This window comes from Streptomyces adustus, assembly GCF_009377175.1.
GTDB classification, from domain to species: Bacteria; Actinomycetota; Actinomycetes; order Streptomycetales; family Streptomycetaceae; genus Streptomyces; species Streptomyces adustus.
In genome coordinates this window covers 1-18,396 of record NZ_VJZD01000193.1, presented here as the reverse complement: position 1 = coordinate 18,396, position 18,396 = coordinate 1, and the positions used below count along the sequence as shown (strand labels likewise).

The 18,396-nt window shown below is 74.3% G+C and carries 17 protein-coding genes; 13 read left to right on the top strand and 4 right to left on the bottom strand.

The genetic code is table 11. The features are described from left to right. A partial coding sequence (locus tag FNH09_RS47255; RefSeq protein ID WP_476691274.1) for a nuclease/transposase family protein occupies window positions 1-1,037 on the top strand: 1,037 nt, incomplete at its 5' end. 6 nt (window positions 1,038-1,043) lie between these two features. Here the strand turns inward: FNH09_RS47255 and ybaK are convergent. The 4 genes from ybaK to FNH09_RS33840 form a co-directional block, all read right to left on the bottom strand. Then, complete coding sequence (gene ybaK / locus FNH09_RS33855; RefSeq protein WP_152893726.1) at window positions 1,044-1,544, bottom strand: Cys-tRNA(Pro) deacylase; 501 nt, start codon at window positions 1,542-1,544, stop codon at window positions 1,044-1,046. 31 nt (window positions 1,545-1,575) lie between these two features. Further along, window positions 1,576-2,316, bottom strand: coding sequence for an LON peptidase substrate-binding domain-containing protein (locus FNH09_RS33850; protein ID WP_162469504.1), 741 nt, complete (start codon window positions 2,314-2,316; stop codon window positions 1,576-1,578). Between the two features lie 11 nt (window positions 2,317-2,327). Then, window positions 2,328-3,347: a hypothetical protein gene (locus FNH09_RS33845; protein WP_420802803.1), complete on the bottom strand. Its 1,020-nt coding sequence runs from the start codon at window positions 3,345-3,347 to the stop codon at window positions 2,328-2,330. A 368-nt stretch (window positions 3,348-3,715) separates the two neighbouring features. Beyond that, the gene (locus FNH09_RS33840; protein ID WP_162469503.1) at window positions 3,716-5,293 is read right to left on the bottom strand and encodes an oxidoreductase; all 1,578 of its coding nucleotides are present in this window, start codon (window positions 5,291-5,293) and stop codon (window positions 3,716-3,718) included. A gap of 201 nt (window positions 5,294-5,494) precedes the next feature. Between FNH09_RS33840 and hisD the strand changes: the two genes are divergently transcribed. The 12 genes from hisD to FNH09_RS33785 all read left to right on the top strand — a co-directional run bounded on the left by hisD (window position 5,495) and on the right by FNH09_RS33785 (window position 18,072). Beyond that, complete coding sequence (hisD, locus tag FNH09_RS33835) at window positions 5,495-6,817, top strand: histidinol dehydrogenase (RefSeq protein ID WP_162469502.1); 1,323 nt, start codon at window positions 5,495-5,497, stop codon at window positions 6,815-6,817. Then, a complete protein-coding gene (locus tag FNH09_RS33830; RefSeq protein WP_162469501.1) occupies window positions 6,814-7,953 on the top strand; it encodes a histidinol-phosphate transaminase in 1,140 nt (379 codons plus the stop codon). The genes hisD and FNH09_RS33830 overlap by 4 nt, the downstream gene beginning before the upstream one ends. Beyond that, the gene (hisB, locus tag FNH09_RS33825) at window positions 7,950-8,543 is read left to right on the top strand and encodes an imidazoleglycerol-phosphate dehydratase HisB (protein WP_152893722.1); all 594 of its coding nucleotides are present in this window, start codon (window positions 7,950-7,952) and stop codon (window positions 8,541-8,543) included. The genes FNH09_RS33830 and hisB overlap by 4 nt, the downstream gene beginning before the upstream one ends. A gap of 3 nt (window positions 8,544-8,546) precedes the next feature. Further along, complete coding sequence (locus FNH09_RS47870) at window positions 8,547-8,711, top strand: hypothetical protein (RefSeq protein WP_202919809.1); 165 nt, start codon at window positions 8,547-8,549, stop codon at window positions 8,709-8,711. Next, a complete protein-coding gene (gene hisH / locus FNH09_RS33820) occupies window positions 8,708-9,349 on the top strand; it encodes an imidazole glycerol phosphate synthase subunit HisH (RefSeq protein WP_152893721.1) in 642 nt (213 codons plus the stop codon). The genes FNH09_RS47870 and hisH overlap by 4 nt, the downstream gene beginning before the upstream one ends. Continuing rightward, window positions 9,349-10,074 (top strand): bifunctional 1-(5-phosphoribosyl)-5-((5-phosphoribosylamino)methylideneamino)imidazole-4-carboxamide isomerase/phosphoribosylanthranilate isomerase PriA, encoded by a 726-nt coding sequence (gene priA, locus FNH09_RS33815; RefSeq protein ID WP_152893720.1) that lies wholly within the window; start codon window positions 9,349-9,351, stop codon window positions 10,072-10,074. Before hisH ends, priA begins: the two co-directional genes overlap by 1 nt. A 16-nt stretch (window positions 10,075-10,090) precedes the next feature. After that, complete coding sequence (locus FNH09_RS33810; protein ID WP_152893719.1) at window positions 10,091-10,495, top strand: RidA family protein; 405 nt, start codon at window positions 10,091-10,093, stop codon at window positions 10,493-10,495. Beyond that, a complete protein-coding gene (gene hisF / locus FNH09_RS33805) occupies window positions 10,492-11,247 on the top strand; it encodes an imidazole glycerol phosphate synthase subunit HisF (RefSeq protein ID WP_152893718.1) in 756 nt (251 codons plus the stop codon). Before FNH09_RS33810 ends, hisF begins: the two co-directional genes overlap by 4 nt. Window positions 11,248-11,382: 135 nt before the next feature. Next, on the top strand, window positions 11,383-11,982 hold the full coding sequence (locus FNH09_RS33800) for a winged helix-turn-helix domain-containing protein (protein WP_152893717.1): 600 nt from the start codon (window positions 11,383-11,385) through the stop codon (window positions 11,980-11,982). Window positions 11,983-11,996: 14 nt separating this feature from the next. Next, on the top strand, window positions 11,997-13,349 hold the full coding sequence (locus FNH09_RS33795; RefSeq protein WP_162469500.1) for an MFS transporter: 1,353 nt from the start codon (window positions 11,997-11,999) through the stop codon (window positions 13,347-13,349). 177 nt (window positions 13,350-13,526) lie between these two features. Next, window positions 13,527-16,664 (top strand): helix-turn-helix transcriptional regulator, encoded by a 3,138-nt coding sequence (locus tag FNH09_RS33790; RefSeq protein WP_338017769.1) that lies wholly within the window; start codon window positions 13,527-13,529, stop codon window positions 16,662-16,664. Between the two features lie 151 nt (window positions 16,665-16,815). Further along, the gene (locus FNH09_RS33785; protein ID WP_152893716.1) at window positions 16,816-18,072 is read left to right on the top strand and encodes a PucR family transcriptional regulator; all 1,257 of its coding nucleotides are present in this window, start codon (window positions 16,816-16,818) and stop codon (window positions 18,070-18,072) included. Window positions 18,073-18,396 lie beyond the last annotated feature (324 nt).

The window sequence follows — 18,396 nt, the reverse complement described above, 5'->3', positions numbered from 1 at the left end:
GGATGTTCCTGAGCGCGGACGGGGAGTCCGGCAAGCGCTTCGGCAACGAGACGATCCGCGTCACCGACACCGGACGGCTCACCCTCAAGCTCCCGGCCGCGCTGGCCCATCTGGCCAACGCTCCGCACGGCCGCTACCTCCTTGAAGCGAGCGTCGTCTTCACCCACCGCGGCCGGGAGTGGCTGGAGCGGATCACCGCCGACCAGGCGGTCGCCTACCGCATCCACCACGATGTGGTGCGGGGCCGCTGGTATGTGACCGCCTCCTGGCAGCACACCCCCGCCCCCGTCCTGCCGCTTGAGGCGGCGCTGGCGCGGGGTGTGGTCGGTGTCGACATGAACGACGACCACCTCGCCGCCTGGCGTCTGGACGCGCACGGCAACCCGGTCGGTGAGCCCCGCCGCCTCTTCTACGACCTGTCCGGCACCACCGCGCACCGCGACGCACAGATCAGGCACGCGCTGACCCGCCTGCTGCACCACACCCGTCACACCGGCGCGGCGGCGATCGCGATCGAGGACCTGGACTTCACCGACAGCAGCAGCCGGGAGAAGCACGGCCGCAACAAGCGCTTCCGCCGCCTCATCGCCCGCTTCCCCACCGCCAGGCTCAGGGCGCGGCTGGTGTCGATGGCCGCCGAACAGGAGATCGCGGTGGTCGCGGTCGATCCGGCCTACACCTCACGGTGGGGCGCCCAGCACTGGCAAAAGCCACTGACCAGCAGTACCCGCAAGGTTTCCCGGCACGATGCAGCGAGCATCGCGATCGGGCGACGCGCCCTCGGACACCCGATCCGGCGACGGACGGCACCGCCCCCACACGACCGGAGCGATCGTGTAGGGCATCGGACCGCCCAGGCCGGACCGGACACCCGACGGCGTGAGGGACCCCGCCCCCGCATCCCCGGACCACGCACCGGATGCGTGCCGCCCGGCAGCGGAGCGAAAGCGGGCAACCAGAACACCCAACACCGTTCGGGGCGTTCGGCCGAGCAACCACAGTCCTGGAGACAGGACCCACTCCCGCTCAGTCCTTAGGAACGGTCAGGCGCGTCCGATGGGCGCCAGGGTCGCGGCCGTGAGGCCCGCGAGGTCGGTGGGGGAGAGTTCCACCTCCAGGCCGCGGCGGCCCGCCGAGACGCAGATGGTGGAGTGGCCGGTCGCCGAGTCGTCCAGGACGGTACGGAGCTTCTTGCGCTGGCCGAGCGGGGAGATGCCGCCGCGCACGTACCCCGTGGTGCGCTCCGCCAGGGCCGGGTCCGCCATGACCGCCCGCTTGCCGCCGACCGCCGACGCCAGGGCCTTCAGGTCGAGCTGGCCCGCCACCGGGACCACGGCCACCGTCAGCGCGCCGTCCACGTCCGCGACCAGTGTCTTGAAGACCCGCTCGGGGGAGACGCCCATGGCCTCGGCCGCCTCCTCGCCGTAGGAGGGGTGGGCGGGGTCGTGTTCGTAGGCGTGGACCGTGTAGTCCACGCCGGCCGCGGTCAGCGCCACCGTCGCGGGCGTGCCGCCCGGCTGCTGCTTCTTCGCCTTCTTCGCCATGCCGGCCGGCTCCTCGGGGTGCGTTCGTACGTCAGTTCAGGCTGGTCGGGGTGCGCGTCAGCTCCGACGCGGGCAGCGACGGCAGGTTGCGGATGATGGCCGTCTCGGAGCGCAGCAGCTTCAGCTCCTCGCGGAGCCGGGACGCGGTGTCGGGGGCCTGGAGCAGCCGCTGCTTGCTGGGCGTGTCGAGCATGATCGCGGCCGCCACCAGGTAGGACACCACGGACGGTTCGTCGGGCAGGTCCGCGCCCGTCGTCAGGGACCGCTCCCGGGCGCCCGCCAGCCGCTTCTGGTACTGCTTGAACGCCCGCAGCACGCCCTCGGCCAGCGCCCCTGCCTCGTCGCCCGGCTCCTCCGGGAGCTCCTCCAGCTCGGCCGTCAGGAACGGCCCCGACGCGTCCACGGACACCAGCCGCACCCGGGTCGTGCCGGTCGCCAGCACCTCGAAGGTGCCATCCGCCCGCTCCCGGACGGTCGCCGCGTCGGCGATGCAGCCGATGCCGTGGAACGCCTTCGCCGGGTCCGCGCCGAAGCCCGCGGCGGGCCCGCGCTCGGGCACGGCGGTCGGGTCCGGCATGCCGGGCGCGCTGGGCGCCACTTCATGGCCGTCGCGGATGGTCACTACGGCGAACCGGCGCGGCTCGTCCTCGGGCGTCTTCAGCAGCTCGCGCATCATGGCGCGATAACGCTCCTCGAAGACGTTGAGCGGCAGGACGAGACCCGGGAAGAGCACCGAGTTCAGGGGGAAGAGCGGAAGCCGGACGGTGGTCACGGCGCAGAAGCCTAATGGTCGACGGAGCGGGCGCGGTCGCCACGCCCGTTCCGTGGACGCTGCCCGGGCTCCGCCGGGGGTGTTCGCCGGGCGTTCTCGCGCACTTCCAGGAACCGCCCCAGCGGGTCGTCGGAGACCCGGTCCCAGGGGAAGGAGGTGACGTACGGGCCGGTCAGCCGCAGCTGTTCCCGGGCGTCCTCGTGGCGTCCGAGGCGGACCAGGACGTAGACGGCGAGGTTGCGGATCTCCGCGGGCCAGGGGTCGGCCGCCGGGTACCGGGCGGACAGCTCGACGGTCCGGTCGGCCGCGGCGTGCAGCCGCTCGCGCGGCACCTCGGGGCCGCAGCCGTCGGTGAGGTAGGCGAAGGCCGCGCGCAGCGGCAGCGCCTGGACGAGCGAGCCGGACGGCGCGTCCTGGGCGGCCAGCTCGGCGAAGTCGAAGCACTCGCGGTGCGAGCCGTGCCAGGCGCTCGCGAGGTACTTCAGGGCCGCTACATGGCAGCCGTGGTGGTGCGGTGAGCGGCGCACCGCCGCCTCCCACAGCTCCCCGAAGTAGCGGTGCCCGGCGCGCGAACCGCGCGCGTGGTCCAGCGCCAGCCGCCACGGCACCGGGTCGCGGTCGTCGCTGCGCGCGGCGGCCGTGATCAGCGGGCTGGTGGAGCGCAGCAGCTCCGCCCGGGCGGGGGAGTCCCAGACGCGGCGCACCGCCAGCTGGGCTCCGACCAGCAGCACGTCAGGGTTGCCGGGGGCGGCGGCGCGCCAGTTCTCGAACCACTCGTCGCGGCACCGGGCGAAGGAGGCGAGGCGCATCACGTACCGGTCGCGGCTCTCCCAGTCGGCGTGACGACGGGTGGCGGCGAGCAGCTCCGCGGCGGGCCCGTGATCCCCCCGGGCGGCCGCGACCAGCACCGGGGCGATGCGTTCGTCGGGCGCGTCGAGGAAAACCTCGTCGTCGGCGGGGGGTCCGGCGACAGGGCGGGGGGCGGCGGTTCTCATCCGCGACGGCCGGATGAAGGGGGGCAGCAGAGCCATGGTGCAGCCCATTGAAAAGCCGCAGGTCGCGGCCGCGCCAGAGGGTCCGCGGAAGAAAAGGAAAGTTGTACGACGGATGGTCAAGGACCGGTAAAACGTGGTGATCACGCACCTGTGGAGGGACTGTGAGCGTACCGCGGGTAAGGGGTGTCGAACGGCTGCTGCGCCGCAGCCCGCCGTGCGGCCCGGCGGACCGTACGGAGGGCTGGACAGGCCCGTCGCGCAGCCCGCCCCGCAGCCCGCCCGCGCACCGCGGCCACCCGCGGGCGGTCCTCGGTGCGGCCCCCGTGAGCCTGCCCGTACGCCGTTCGGCCGGGCGCGGGTGTCGCCGCGCGCTCCCGAACGCCCGTCCGTGCGGTTCCCGGGCGTCAGCTGCGCCGGAGCATCCGGGTGGCCCCCGTCGCCACCGTCGTCGCCAGGACCCAGCCGAGCAGGACCATCGCCGCTGCCAGCCACTGCCGGCCGCCGTCGAGCTGCCACAGGCCGACCTGCCCGAGGTCGACGACCGGCAGCAGCAGGTCCAGGGCGAACAGGGCCGGGTCCCACTCCGGGTTCCCGTCGCCGTTGACCGGCGGGCGCCCGGCATGCGCGAAGGCGAGCGTCCCGGCCGCCCACAGCACCGCCATCCACACCGCCGCCCTGCCCGGCCGGTAGCCGTAGGCGACCGTCCAGTCCTGCGCGTACCCCCAGAGCTTGGCGGCCGGCGGCAGGGTCTCCCGGCGGTGGCGCTGCTTGGCCAGGAGCACCTCGCGGGCGTCCTCGTCCTCGCCGCTCTCGCGCAGCACGGCCGCGAGCCGCTCGTACGGCTCCGGGTTGTACTCGGCGGTCGCCGCGGCCACCCACCCCAGCCGCTCGGTCAGCGGGAAGGGGCCGTGCGGCACGAGGTTCTCGTACGAGAAGCCGCCCATGTGCAGCCGGCCGGGGCCCGGCCAGCTGGCCGCCCGGTCGACGAGGTTGACGATCCGCGCCCCCGACAGCACCACCGTGCCGCGCTGCGGCCGCTCCCCGAGGAAGCGCAGCTCCGGGGTCTGCACCCGCAGCAGCGACAGCGCCTGGTCGTCGGTGAGCAGGAACCGGGCCCGCTCCAGGTCGATCGCGTCCCCGAACCGTCCGTCGTCCAGCCGCATGCCGCCCCGGCACTCGAACCGCTGCACGCGCGTGCCCTGCGGCGGGGTCGCGCCGTTCGGCACCTGGGCGCCGACGCCCGCCGGGGTCAGGTACAGCGTGCGTCCGACGGTCAGCTGGGGCGCGTTCAGGGCGAACCGGGTGTACGGATTGGCGAGCTGCGCGCCGCGCAGGCTCAGCGACACGCCCACCGTCGCCGCGCGCAGGCTCAGCTCGCCGTGCGACTCCAGGAGCTCGGCCTGGAGGTCCTGGCCCACCGACATGCCGTCGGCGGCGATCGAGCGGCCGCTGCGGTCCCGGTCGACGACGGCCTGGTTGAGCAGCAGGTCCGTGCCGATGTGCGCGTCGGTGAGCCGGACCCCGTGGTGGAAGCGGCAGCGCGGCAGATGCAGGTCGCCCTCGGTGTGCACCCGGGCCGCCTCCAGCCGCGGTACCGCGCAGTTCACCAGGCGCACGGTCGTGAAGCGGGCCTCCGGCAGCAGCACCTCCCGCTCGAAGCGGCAGTTCTTCAGCTCCATGTACGGCACCACCGTGCCGCCGGCCAGATCCAGCACGCCGCTGATCTGTACCCCGGCCAGTTTCAGCGACGCCACCCGCCCGGCCAGCGCCGGCGGCCCGTCCAGCAGCAGCCAGGCCAGTATCCGGGCCCGCACGGTCCGCTCGGGTCCCCAGGGATGCCCCCCGTGCGGGTCGTCGACGACCGCGTCCCCGCTGCTGAGGTCGTACACGCTGCCGTTGCGGAACGACTGCCACATGCCGGCCTCGGCGGCGGTCAGGTCGTCCGGCAGATCCCCGGTGCGGGTCTGGGTCCCCTCGGTCACGGTTCTTCACTCCCTCCCCGGCTACTCGCGGGTCGCTTCGCCGCACAGGCGTTGATGCCCGCTGAGTGACGCCCCGAACGCAAGACGTGAAGGGGATCTTCCGGGTTCGGGCGGAATGCGCCACCTGCCCGGGCCGCCGCTCTGTATCAGCCATTGATACGCGCGGACGGCGTCCGATCCGGGTCTGCGAGAATTGAGTCCGTGATCTCCCGAATCGATCTGCGCGGCGACGCCCTCCCCGAGGGCCTCGCCCTGCGCGACCTGCTGCCCCGAGCCGACTTCGACGTCTCGGCCGCCCTGGAGAAGGTGCGTCCGATCTGCGAGGCCGTGCATCATCGGGGCGACGCGGCACTGATCGACTTCGCCGAGAAATTCGACGGCGTACGCCTGGAGTCCGTACGCGTCCCGGCCCGGGCGCTGGCCGACGCGCTGGAGCAGCTCGACCCGGCCGTGCGTGCCGCCCTGGAGGAGTCCGTCCGGCGCGCCCGGCTCGTGCACCGCGCCCAGCGCCGTACGACGCACACGACCCAGGTGGTGCCCGGCGGCTCGGTGACCGAGAAGTGGGTGCCGGTCGACCGGGTCGGGCTGTACGCGCCCGGCGGCCGGTCCGTCTACCCCTCCTCCGTGATCATGAACGTGGTGCCCGCGCAGGAGGCCGGCGTCCCGTCGGTCGCGCTCGCCTCGCCGGCCCAGGCCGAGTTCGGCGGGCTGCCGCACCCCACGATCCTCGCCGCGTGCGCCCTGCTCGGCGTCGACGAGGTGTACGCGGCGGGCGGCGCCACCGCCGTCGCGATGTTCGCGTACGGCACCGAGTCCTGCCCGCCCGCCAACATGGTCACCGGCCCCGGCAACATCTGGGTCGCCGCCGCCAAGCGCTTCTTCACCGGGAAGATCGGCATCGACGCCGAGGCCGGACCGACCGAGATCGCGATCCTCGCGGACGCCACGGCCGACCCGGTGCACGTTGCCGCCGACCTGATCAGCCAGGCCGAGCACGACCCGCTCGCCGCCGCCGTCCTCGTCACCGACTCGCCCGAACTGGCGGACGCGGTGGAGCGGGAGCTCCAGCCGCAGGTCGAGGCCACCAAGCACATCGACGACCGGATCCTGCCCGCGCTCAAGGGCAGGCAGTCGGCGATCGTGCTCGTCGACGGCGTCGAGGAGGGCCTGCGGGTGGTCGACGCCTACGGCGCCGAGCACCTGGAGATCCAGACGGCCGACGCCGCCGCCGTCGCCGACCGGGTGCGCAACGCCGGCGCGGTCTTCGTCGGCCCCTGGGCGCCGGTGTCGCTGGGCGACTACGCGGCCGGCTCCAACCACGTGCTGCCGACCGGCGGCTGCGCCTGCCACTCCTCGGGCCTGTCCGTGCAGTCGTTCCTGCGCGGCATCCACATCGTCGACTACACGAAGGACGCGCTGGCCGAGGTCGCGCATCACGTGGTCACGCTGGCGGAGGCGGAGGACCTGCCCGCGCACGGCGCGGCGGTCAAGGCGAGGTTCGGTTGGAAGGTGCCCGGAAAGTGACGCTCGGAATCGACGATCTCCCCGTCCGCGACGAGCTGCGCGGCCAGTCCCCCTACGGCGCGCCCCAGCTCGACGTGCCCGTACGGCTGAACACCAACGAGAACCCCTACCCGCTGCCCGAGGTGCTGGTCGAGCGGATCACCGAGCGGGTGCGCGCGGCCGCCCGGGACCTCAACCGCTACCCGGACCGGGACGCCGTCGAGCTGCGCACCAAGCTCGCCGAGTACCTGACGGACACCGCCGGCCACCGGGTCGGCCTGGAGAACGTCTGGGCCGCCAACGGCTCCAACGAGGTCATCCAGCAGCTGCTCCAGACCTTCGGCGGACCGGGCCGTACGGCGATCGGCTTCGAGCCGTCGTACTCGATGCACGCGCTCATCGCGCGCGGCACCGGCACCGGCTGGATCTCCGGCCCGCGGGGCGCCGACTTCACGATCGACCTCGCCGCCGCCGAGCGGGCGATCGCCGAGAACCGGCCGGACGTCGTGTTCATCACGACTCCCAACAACCCCACCGGCAACGCGGTCCCGCCCGAGACGGTCCTCGCGCTGTACGAGGCCGCGCAGGCGGCCAAGCCGTCCGTCGTGGTCGTGGACGAGGCGTACGTCGAGTTCAGCCACGGCGCCTCGCTGCTGCCGCTGCTCGAAGGACGGCCGCACCTCGTCGTCTCGCGCACCATGTCGAAGGCCTTCGGCGCGGCGGGGCTGCGCCTGGGCTATCTCGCCGCGCACCCGGCGGTGGTCGACGCCGTGCAGCTGGTCCGGCTGCCCTACCACCTGTCGGCCGTCACTCAGGCGACCGCGCTGGCGGCCCTGGAGCACACCGGCACCCTGCTGAAGTACGTCGAGCGGCTGAAGGAGGAGCGGGACCGGCTGGTCCGCGAGCTCCGGGCGATCGGCTACGAGGTCACCGAGTCGGACGCGAACTTCGTGCAGTTCGGGCGGTTCGAGGACGCCCACGCCGTCTGGCGGAAGATCCTCGAACACGGGGTCCTGGTCCGGGACAACGGCGTACCGGGGTGGCTGCGGGTCACCGCCGGGACCCCGCAGGAGAACGACGCGTTCCTCGACGCGGTCCGTGAAGTGCAGTGTCTTGTGGGGGCCACCCCCACACCCCCGAAGGAGCAGAGCGCATGAACCGCGTGGGACGCGTGGAGCGGACGACCAAGGAGACGGGTGTCCTGGTCGAGATCGACCTCGACGGCACCGGGAGGACGGACATCTCCACCGGTGTCGGCTTCTACGACCACATGCTCGACCAGCTCGGCCGGCACGGTCTGTTCGACCTGACCGTGAAGACCGAGGGCGACCTGCACATCGACTCGCACCACACCATCGAGGACACCGCCCTCGCGCTCGGCGCCGCCTTCAAGCAGGCGCTCGGCGACAAGGTGGGCATCTACCGCTTCGGCAACTGCACGGTCCCGCTGGACGAGTCCCTCGCCCAGGTCACCGTCGACCTCTCCGGCCGCCCCTACCTCGTGCACACCGAGCCCGAGAACATGGCGCCGATGATCGGCGCGTACGACACCACGATGACCCGGCACATCCTGGAGTCCTTCGTGGCCCAGGCGCAGATCGCGCTGCACGTGCACGTGCCGTACGGACGCAACGCCCACCACATCGTCGAGTGCCAGTTCAAGGCGCTCGCGCGGGCCCTGCGCTACGCGAGCGAGCGCGACCCGCGCGCCGCCGGCATTCTTCCCTCCACGAAGGGCGCGCTGTAACCCATGACCGGTCTGTCCGCCATCCTGATCGTCGTCGGGCTCTTCCTCGTCGGCGGTATCTACTCCTTCGTGCAGCAGGAGATGCCCAAGAGCCTCATCGTGCTGCTGTCCATCGCCGCCGCCATGTGCCTGGTGGCCGGTGTCGTACGGCTGGAGGTGTGGAATTGAGCGCCCCCAGGAAGGTCGTCGTCTTCGACTACGGCTTCGGGAACGTGCGTTCCGCCGAACGCGCCCTGGCGCGCACCGGCGCCGAGGTCGAGATCACGCGTGACTTCGACACCGCCATGAACGCCGACGGCCTGCTGGTGCCGGGCGTCGGGGCCTTCGCCGCCTGCATGAACGGCCTGCGCGCCGCCCGCGGCGACTGGATCATCGACCGCCGGCTGTCCGGCGGCCGCCCCGTGATGGGCATCTGCGTCGGCATGCAGATCCTGTTCGCCCGCGGCATCGAGCACGGGGTGGAGACCGAGGGCCTCGACGAGTGGCCCGGCTCGGTCGAACCGCTCCAGGCCGAGATCGTGCCCCACATGGGCTGGAACACCGTCGACGCGCCGGCCGGCTCCGAGCTGTTCGCCGGCCTGGACCCCGACGCGCGCTTCTACTTCGTGCACTCCTACGCGGTCCACGACTGGTCCCTGGAGACGCACAACCCGGCCATGAACGCGCCCAAGGTGACCTGGTCGACGCACGGCGAGCCGTTCGTGGCCGCCGTGGAGAACGGGGCCCTGTGGGCCACGCAGTTCCACCCCGAGAAGTCCGGCGACGCCGGAGCCCAGCTGCTGAACAACTGGATCGGAACCCTCTGATGGCCTCGAAGCTCGAACTCCTCCCCGCCGTCGACGTCCGTGACGGCCAGGCCGTCCGCCTCGTGCACGGCGAGTCCGGGTCGGAGACCTCGTACGGCTCTCCCCTGGAGGCCGCCCTCGCCTGGCAGCGCTCGGGTGCCGAGTGGCTGCACCTGGTCGACCTGGACGCCGCGTTCGGCACCGGCGACAACCGCGCCCTGATCGCCGAGGTCGCGAGCGCGATGGACATCAAGGTGGAGCTGTCCGGCGGCATCCGCGACGACGATACCCTCGCCGCCGCGCTCGCCACCGGCTGCACCCGGGTCAACCTGGGCACGGCCGCGCTGGAGACCCCCGAGTGGGTCGCCGAGGTCATCGCCCGGCACGGCGACAAGATCGCGGTGGGTCTCGACGTCCGCGGCACGACCCTGCGCGGCCGCGGCTGGACCCGCGACGGCGGCGACCTGTACGAGACGCTGGCCCGGCTCGACAAGGAGGGCTGCGCGCGGTACGTCGTCACCGACATCGCCAAGGACGGCACCCTCCAGGGCCCCAACCTGGAACTGCTGCGCAACGTCTGCGCCGCCACGGATCGCCCGGTCGTGGCGTCCGGCGGCGTGTCGTCGCTGGACGACCTGCGGGCCATCGCCGAGCTGGTACCCCTCGGAGTCGAGGGCGCCATCGTCGGCAAGGCCCTGTACGCCAAGGCGTTCACCCTGGAAGAGGCCCTGGAGGCCACATCGTGATTCTGGACACCGTGTCATGACGTCCGAGGCCGTGCGGCGGGTGCAGAGCGGGAGCCCCTGGGAGGAGTCCCACGGCTTCGCGCGCGCCGTCGCGGCGGGCGACCGCGTCCTGGTGGCGGGCACGACGGCCTTCAAGGGCCGCGTGCTGTACGGGGAGGGCGACCCGTACGAGCAGGCCAAGGTCGCCTTCACCGGTGCGGTCGAGGCGATCGGCGAGTTCGGACTCGGGATCGACGCGGTGATCCGCACGCGGATGTACCTGAGCCATGTGCGGGACGTGGAAGCCGTGGGGCGCGCCCACAAGGAACTCTTCGACGCGGTGCGCCCGGTCTCGACCCTGCTGGTCGTGGAGGGCTTCGTCGACCCGCGCATCCTGGTCGAAGTGGAAATAGAAGCATTCAGAGGAGCCGTGGATTCATGACCCTGGCGGTCCGAGTCATCCCCTGCCTGGACGTGGACAACGGACGGGTCGTCAAGGGCGTCAACTTCCAGAACCTGCGCGACGCGGGCGACCCCGTCGAGATGGCGAAGGTGTACGACGCCGAGGGCGCCGACGAGCTGACGTTCCTGGACATCACCGCCTCCTCGGGCAACCGGGAGACCACGTACGACGTGGTGCGCCGCACCGCCGAGCAGGTGTTCATCCCGCTGACCGTCGGTGGCGGGGTGCGTGCCGCGGAGGACGTGGACAAGCTGCTGCGGGCGGGCGCCGACAAGGTGGGCGTCAATACGGCCGCCATCGCCCGGCCCGAGCTGATCCGGGAGATCGCGGAGCGCTTCGGCCGGCAGGTCCTGGTGCTCTCGGTCGACGCCCGGCGGACGCCCTCCGGGAGCTTCGAGGTGACCACGCACGGCGGCCGCAGGGGCACCGGCATCGACGCGGTCGAGTGGGCGCACCGGGCCGCCGAGCTGGGCGCCGGCGAGATCCTGCTGAACTCGATGGACGCGGACGGCACCAAGGACGGCTACGACCTGGAGATGATCGCCGCCGTCCGCAAGCATGTGACGGTCCCGGTGATCGCCTCCGGCGGCGCGGGCCGCCTCGGCGACTTCCCGCCGGCCGTCGAGGCGGGCGCGGACGCCGTGCTGGCCGCCTCCGTCTTCCACTTCGGCGACCTGCGCATCGCCGAGGTCAAGCAGACCCTGCGAGAGGCGGGCCGCCCGGTGCGGTGACACCGCGTCCGGTGCAACGGGTGAGCAGTGAGCCCCGGTCACTTCGGTGGCCGGGGCTTCCTTTCGGTCTGATGCGAAAGAGAAGTTGCGCAAAATATATTGCGCAACTTTCCCTTCGTATCTACGGTGAGGTGCATGACAGGCGAGGAGAGCCGTGCGGGGAGCCGTTCCGTCACGGACGTGGGGACGCTCAAGGCACTGGCGCATCCGCTGCGGATGCGGCTGTACCGGGGACTGTGCGTGGCGGAGAGGGCGACCGCGTCGCAGCTTGCCGAGCAGGTCGACGAGGCGGTCTCCCTGGTCAGCTACCACCTGCGCAAGCTCGCGGCGCACGGCCTGATCCAGGAGGCCGAGGCGCAGAGCGAGGACGGCCGGGAGCGGTGGTGGCAGCCCGCGTCCGAGGGCGTGACCATCCGCGACCGGGACTTCCGGGACGCGCCCGAAAGGGTGGCCGCGCATCTGGCGGCCACCCGGCTCTTCCACGACCAGCGGGCCGAGATGTACCGCCGCTACCTCGACGAGCGCTCCACCTGGGGCCCCGAGTGGAACGCCGCCGCCCCCGACAGCGAGTCCCTGCTCCGGCTGACCCCGGCCGAACTGGACGAGCTCCGCCGGGAACTGACCGCGCTGGTCGTGAAGTACGACGAGAAGGGCCGGGCCGCGCAGGCCGCCGGCGAGACCGAGGGGCGCGAGAGCGTCGCCGTGCACGTGTACGGTTTTCCGTTCCGTCTCTGAGAGGACGATCTCCCGTGACCGCCACGCTCACCGCCCCGGCCGGCGCCACCGCCCGGCCGGCCCATCGCGACGGCAATGTGCTGCGCTGGCTCGGCGCGTACACCGCGTCGATGGTCGGGGACAACGTCTACTACCTCGCGCTGTCCTGGGCCGCCGTCCAGGCCGGGACGCCCTCGCAGGCCGGTCTGGTGATGGCCGTCAGCGCGGTGCCGCGCGCCCTGCTGATGCTCGGCGGGGGCGTGGTCGCCGACCGGTTCGGGCCGCGCCGGGTCGTCATCGGCAGCGACGCCGTGCGCTGCGCCGCGGTGCTCGCGATCGCGGCCCTGCTCCTCGTCTCCGGCCCCGGACTGTGGCCGCTGGTCGTGCTCGCCGTGGTCTTCGGCATCGTGGACGCCGTCTTCATGCCCGCGGTGGGCGCGCTGCCCGCCCGGCTGACCGGCCCGGACCAGCTCGCCCGGGTCCAGGGCCTGCGCGGTCTCGCCATCCGGTTCGCCGGTGTCGTGGGCGGGCCGCTCGGCGGTCTGGGGGTGGCCCTGGGCGGCGCCGCCGGCGCGTTCGGCCTGGCCGGACTGCTGATCGCGCTGTCGGTCCCGCTGCTGGTGTCCGTACGGACCCGGGATCTCGCGGCGCCCGCCGCGGTGACGCCGGTGCCGACGGTGGCCGCGACACCGGAGGCGTCGGCGGTGGGCGCTGCCGACGTGTCCGACGCGGCCGAGACGTCCGGGGCTCCCGTCGCCGTGGCGGAGGCCGGCGCGGGCGGCCCGTGGCGGGATCTGCGTGAGGGGCTGCGCTACATCCGCGGGCACCGGGTCCTCGCGCCGCTCCTGGTCGCCATCGCCCTCGGCGACCTCGGCTTCGTCGGACCGCTCAACGTCGGGCTGACCCTGCTGGCCGACCGGCGCGGCTGGGGCGCCGCCGGCATGGGCGGGGTGCTCGCCGGGTTCGGGGCCGGCGCGGGAATCGCCGCGCTGCTGCTGGCCGTACGCGGACGGCTGCCGCACGCGGCCCGGGTCGCGGCGGGTGCGATCATCACCGGCTCGGTCGCGGTCGGCGCGCTCGCCTTCGTACCCGATCTGACCGCGGCCGTCGGCGTGGCCGTCCTCGTCGGCCTGCTCACCGGACTCAGCGGCGCGTTGTGCGGCGCCCTGATCCAGACCCAGTCCGAACCCGCCTACCTGGGCCGCGTCAGCTCCGTCGCGGGCATCGTCAGCCTCGGCTTCGCCCCGCTCAGCATGCCGCTGAGCGCGGCCGCGATCGGCTGGTGGGGCACCGGCCCCGTCTTCGTGACCAGTGCCGCGGTGTGCGGCCTCGGCGGTGTGGTCGTCCTGTGCAGCGGCCCGCTGCGCCGCGCCCAACTGCCGCTCTGACCTCGGGCGAGCGAGTGTGCGGGCGCACAAGGATGGTTCCGGTCCGGTAGGAGCGCGCCCAGCGTGCGGCGGTGTCCGGCCGGCCTGTTTCCCGAGGTCGCAGGGCTCCTGAGGGCCTCGGCGAGGGTCTCGGGCACCTGGTTCCGCCGCCGGTCGCGCGGTCGTAACGTGACGGCCGTGACCGGACAGACGATCCCCCCACGTCCGCTCCGCCCGCCCAGGCTCCACGGCCGGAGCGCGGAACTGGAAGCCGTAGAAGCGCTGTTGGCCCGGCTGCGCGCCGACCGCGGCGGCGCCCTCGTCCTCACCGGGACCCCGGGACTCGGACGCACCGCACTGCTCGCGCAGGTCCGCCGCACCTTCGACGAGGGCACCGTGTGGCACGCCGGGGCCACCCGGGCCGAGAGCCGCATCCCGTACGGCGGTCTGCACGCCCTGCTCAGCTCCGCGGCCGCGGACCCCCCGCTGCGGGCGCTGCGGGTGCTCGGGGCCGGGCTGGAGCCCGCCGCGCTGCTGGAACTGCTGGGCGAGCGGACCTCGGTGCGGCCGCTGCTGGTGTGCGTGGACGACGTACATCTGTGGGACGGGCCGTCCCGCGCGGCCCTCGGGTTCGTCGCCCGGCGGCTGGACACCGCGCGCCCCATCGGCCTGCTGCTGTCCGCGGCGGCCCGCGGCCGCCCGGACGGCGAACTCGCCGGCCTGCCCCTGGTCCGCCTCGGCCCGCTGGACCCGGCCGCGGCCGACGCGCTGGCGGACGACCTCGCCGCCGGTTCCCTCGACCCCGCCGTACGCCGCGTACTGGTCCGTGAGACGGTCGGCAACCCGCGGCTGCTGACCGACGCCCTGGCCGGGCTCGGCCCACGGCAGCTCGGCGGCGAACTGCCGCTGCCGAGACCGCTGGTCGCCCCCGACGTGCTGGTACGGGCCTGCGGCGCGGGCCCCGGCGACCTGCCGTCCGGGACCCGGCTGCTCCTGCTGCTGGCCGCGGCCGCGCAGGAGCAGGATCCGTACGGGCACGGAGCGGACCTCCTCCTCGTCCTGCGGGCGGCCGGTGCCGCCGGGGCCGGGCGCGCGGAACTGGCCGAGGCCGAGGACGCCGGTGTCCTGCGCGTCGCCGGGGAACGCGTGGTGTTCGCCGACGAACCGCTGCGCCGCGCGGTCCGTGACGAGGTGTCACCGGCCCGCCGCCGACAGGCCCACACGCTGCTGGCGCTGGCCCTGGCCGGTGAACGACGACGGCTGCCGCGCCTGGTGCACCGGGCCCTGGCCGCGCCGGGCCCCGACCCGCGGCTCGCCGCCGAGCTGGCGGCCGTCGCGGAGGACGACCCGAGCCGGACCCACGCCGAACGGTCGGTGGCGCTGGAGCGCGCGGCCGTCCTCACGGAGCACGACGGTGCCAGGGTCGCGCGGCTCGCCGCCGCCGCGGACCACGCCCGGCTGGCCGGCCGTCCCGCGCGGGCCCGCGAACTGCTGGCCGCGGCCCGGCCGTGGCCGGCGCACGACGCGGTCCGCGGTCGGGCGGAACTCGTCCGCGGGCTGCTCGAACTCCAGGACGGGCCCGTGGCCGACGCCTGCGAGGCGCTGCGGCTGGCGGCGGAGCTGCTGGCCCCCTACGACGCGCAGCGCACCGACCTGGCGCTGCTCGCCGGGATGGAGGCGGCCTGGTCCGCGGGCGACGCGGAGTCCTATCTGCGGATCACCGGCGGATCCGGCCCGTCCGTCCCCCGCGAGGTGCCCGTGCCGCACCCGACACGCGCCTTGCCCCCGACCGGGGCTCTGCCTGCTCCTTCCGGGGCCCTGTCCGCCCCCTCCGGGGCTCTGCCCCGCATCCCTCCCCAGGCTCTTCCCGGAGCCCCTGCCCGAGCCTTTCCCGACGTCGTCCCCGATGTCGTCCTCGACGCCCTCTCCGACGCCCTCCCCGAGGATCTTTCGAGAGTCCTGCCGGCCGTCCCCGCCGAGTCCCTCCCGGCCGTACGGCCGACCGTGTGGCCGGCCCGGACCTTCGCGGCGGAGTACCGCGCCGGGATGACGGACCTGCTGAGCGGGCGGACCGCGCGGGGCAGGCAGGCGCTGCGCCGGCTCGTGGAGCGGGGCGAGCGCGCGGGGGACCCCGAGCTGCTGGTCTGCGCCGGTGCCGCGGCGCTGGTCGTGGGCGACCTCGCGGCCGCGTGCCGGGTGCACGCACGGGCGCTGGCGGTCGCGCGCTCGCGCGGCCACGCCACCCTCGTACCCCTGGTCCTGGAGCGGCTGGCCTACGGCGAGCTGCGGGCCGGGCGGCACCTGCGGGCCCGGGTGCACGCCGAGGAGGGACTGCGCGCCGCCCTGCGCACCGGGCAGCGCAACATCGCCGCCCATCAGCACGCCGTCCTGGCCCTGGTCGCCTCCCTGGCGGGCGACGCCGACACCGTGGCCGAGCACGCCGCCGCCTGCTCGGCCGTCGCCGACCCGCACGGCCTCGCCCTGGCCGCGTCGCTGGCCCAGTGGGCGCTGGCACGCACCGACCTGAGCCGGGGCCGGGCCCCCGAGGCGGCGGCCCGGCTCGGTCCCCTGGTGCGGCCCGGCCCCTGCGGCGGCCACTTCGCGGTACGGATGCTCGCCGTGCCCTGTTACGTCGAGGCCGCCGTGCTGGCCGGCGCACCGCAGGCCGCGCCCGCGGTCGTCGAGGAGTTCGCCGTCTGGGCGGAACAGGGCATCGACGCCGCCGCCCCGGCCCTGCTCGCCCGCTGCCGCGCCCTGCTGGAGACCGTCGACGGCAGGGGGGAACCGGCGGCACGCGACGGCACCCCGCCCCCCGACGACGACCGCACCGGCCCCCACCCGGCGGAGGTCCACTACACCGAGGCGCTGGCCCGCCACGACCTGGTGGGCGGCGACTTCGAACGTGCCCGTACCCAGCTGCTGTTCGGCAATTGGCTGCGGCGCAGACGGCGGCCGGGCGAGGCGCGGGGGCGGCTGCGCGACGCCCTGGTCGCGTTCGAACGCTGCGGAGCCGGTGCGTGGGCCCGGCAGGCACGGGCCGAACTGCGCGCCACCGGTGACGCCCCGGCGGCCGAACCCCGGGGACCGCTGGTCCGGCTGACACCGCAGCAGCTGCGGATCGCCCGGTTCGTCGCGGAGGGGGCCACCAACCGCGAGGTGGCGATGCGGCTGTCGGTGAGCCCGCGCACGGTCGACCACCATCTGCGCAATGTGTTCGCGCTCCTCGGGGTGCGCTCGCGGATCGAACTGGCGAGGTTCGTCGACCGGGAGGACGCGTCGGGCGGCGGGCCCGGGGAACCCACCCCGGCGCGGTACGGGTTCCCGGCGCGCGAGTGACTGGCCGGGGCGGCGGGGAATTTAGTCCGACACTCTGGGGACCGACCGGACGGTATGTCATCCTTCGGGACCAAGGACTGCTCCGGAGCCGCCGGCGGAGGACGAACGCCGTGCCGTGCACCGGTGCGAACCGACCCGGTGGAGGACTGCGATGCCGAACGCCGTACGAGCCCGTGTCCGGGCGGTGCCCGAGCCGCCGCCCCCCTCTCCGCCCCTGCGTTCCAGCGTCGACGCGGACGCCGTCGCCGTGCTGCACCGCGCGGCCGCCGTCCTGATGGACGACCTGCCCGAACTCACCGACCGGCTGCTCACCGTGCTCCGGGAACAGGAGCCCGCCTACCGGGCGGCCCTCGAAGCCGACCCCTCGGGCATCTGGCAGGAGGCGCACCGCTCCCTGCGCCACAACGTCGGCTCGCTGCTGCGCCCCAGGGAGTCCCGGGACGCCGCCCGGCGCTGTTCGTGGCGGATCGGTGCCGAACGGGCGGAACAGGGGCTGCCGTTGGACGCGCTGCTGCACGCCTTCCGGCTCGGCGGCGCCCTGGTGTGGCGCGGTCTCGTCGAGGAGGCCGCGCGGCGCGACCCCGACGACGTACGCCTGCTCGTGCATGTGGCCGCCGACGTGTGGAACTTCGTCGACGAGCACTGCACGCTGGTCGCCGACGCCTACCGGCAGGTGGAACGGCAGCTCGCCTGGCGCCGGGAGAACCGGCTGCGGCTCATGACCACCGCCCTCCTCGACGGCACCACCCGCATCGCCGACCTGCCGGACGTCGCCGCCGCGCTGGAGCTGCCCGAGCACGGCAGATACGCGGTGGTGAGCGTGGCCGCCGCGCACCCGGCCGCCCACACCGGCACCCCGCTGCTGTCGGTGCCGCCCGGGATGCGGGCGCACTGGCATGCCGGGGCGGACGCGGAGCACGCCATCGTGCACCTCGGCGAGAGCGAGCCGGCCGACCTGGTCGACCGGGTGACCGCACCCGTCGGGGCCCGGGTCGGCATCAGCCGTGCCGTGGAGGGCCTGGCGTCGGTCGGGGACGCGCGCCGGCTCTCCGAGACCGCGCTGCGCGCCTGTCCGGAGGCCGGCGGCACGGTCCTGCTCGACGAGCATCTGCCGGCGGCCCTGCTGGTGTCCGCGCCCGCTCTGGGCGCGGCGCTGGTCCACCGGGTCCTGGGCCCGCTGCTCAGCCTCGACCCGGGCGACCGGGATCTGCTGCTGGACACCGTGTGCGTCTGGCTCGACAGCGACGGTTCCGCGCAGCGCGCGGCGACCCGGCTGTACTGCCACCGCAACACGGTCCTCAACCGGCTGCGCCGTTTCGAACAGCTCACGGGCCGCTCGCTCACCCGGCCCGCGGACGTCGTCGACACCTCGCTCGCCCTGACCGCCCGCCGCCTCCTCGGCGACTGAACGCCCGCCCTCCGCACGGGGGTTACGGGTCGTTGGGTACGTGGACCAGCAGCCCGGCGGGTACGCAGGTCGGCGCTCCGGCGCTCCGGCGCTCCGGCGCTCCGGCGCTCCGGCGGTCCGACGGTCCGGCGGTCCGGCGGTCCGGAAGTCCTACGGGCCTGCCCGCGCCCCGGGCGACCGGCGAGCGGGCTGTGGCGGTGCACAGTCCGGGCCCGGCGAGCCACGGCTCGCGCACACGTCGGGGGTGAGCGGGTGGGGTACCGGCCGCCCCCGTGGTGGCGTGACCGGCATGTCACTCGCCCTCCCGCACCACCCCGCCCCACC

Coding starts and splice junctions, on each gene's coding strand:
- ybaK (WP_152893726.1), bottom strand. CDS start 1,544: ATGGCGAAGAAGGCGAAGAAGCAGCAGCCGGGCGGCACGCCCGCGACG.
- FNH09_RS33845 (WP_420802803.1), bottom strand. CDS start 3,347: ATGGCTCTGCTGCCCCCCTTCATCCGGCCGTCGCGGATGAGAACCGCC.
- hisB (WP_152893722.1), top strand. CDS start 7,950: ATGAACCGCGTGGGACGCGTGGAGCGGACGACCAAGGAGACGGGTGTC.
- FNH09_RS47870 (WP_202919809.1), top strand. CDS start 8,547: ATGACCGGTCTGTCCGCCATCCTGATCGTCGTCGGGCTCTTCCTCGTC.
- priA (WP_152893720.1), top strand. CDS start 9,349: ATGGCCTCGAAGCTCGAACTCCTCCCCGCCGTCGACGTCCGTGACGGC.
- FNH09_RS33810 (WP_152893719.1), top strand. CDS start 10,091: ATGACGTCCGAGGCCGTGCGGCGGGTGCAGAGCGGGAGCCCCTGGGAG.
- hisF (WP_152893718.1), top strand. CDS start 10,492: ATGACCCTGGCGGTCCGAGTCATCCCCTGCCTGGACGTGGACAACGGA.
- FNH09_RS33800 (WP_152893717.1), top strand. CDS start 11,383: ATGACAGGCGAGGAGAGCCGTGCGGGGAGCCGTTCCGTCACGGACGTG.
- FNH09_RS33785 (WP_152893716.1), top strand. CDS start 16,816: ATGCCGAACGCCGTACGAGCCCGTGTCCGGGCGGTGCCCGAGCCGCCG.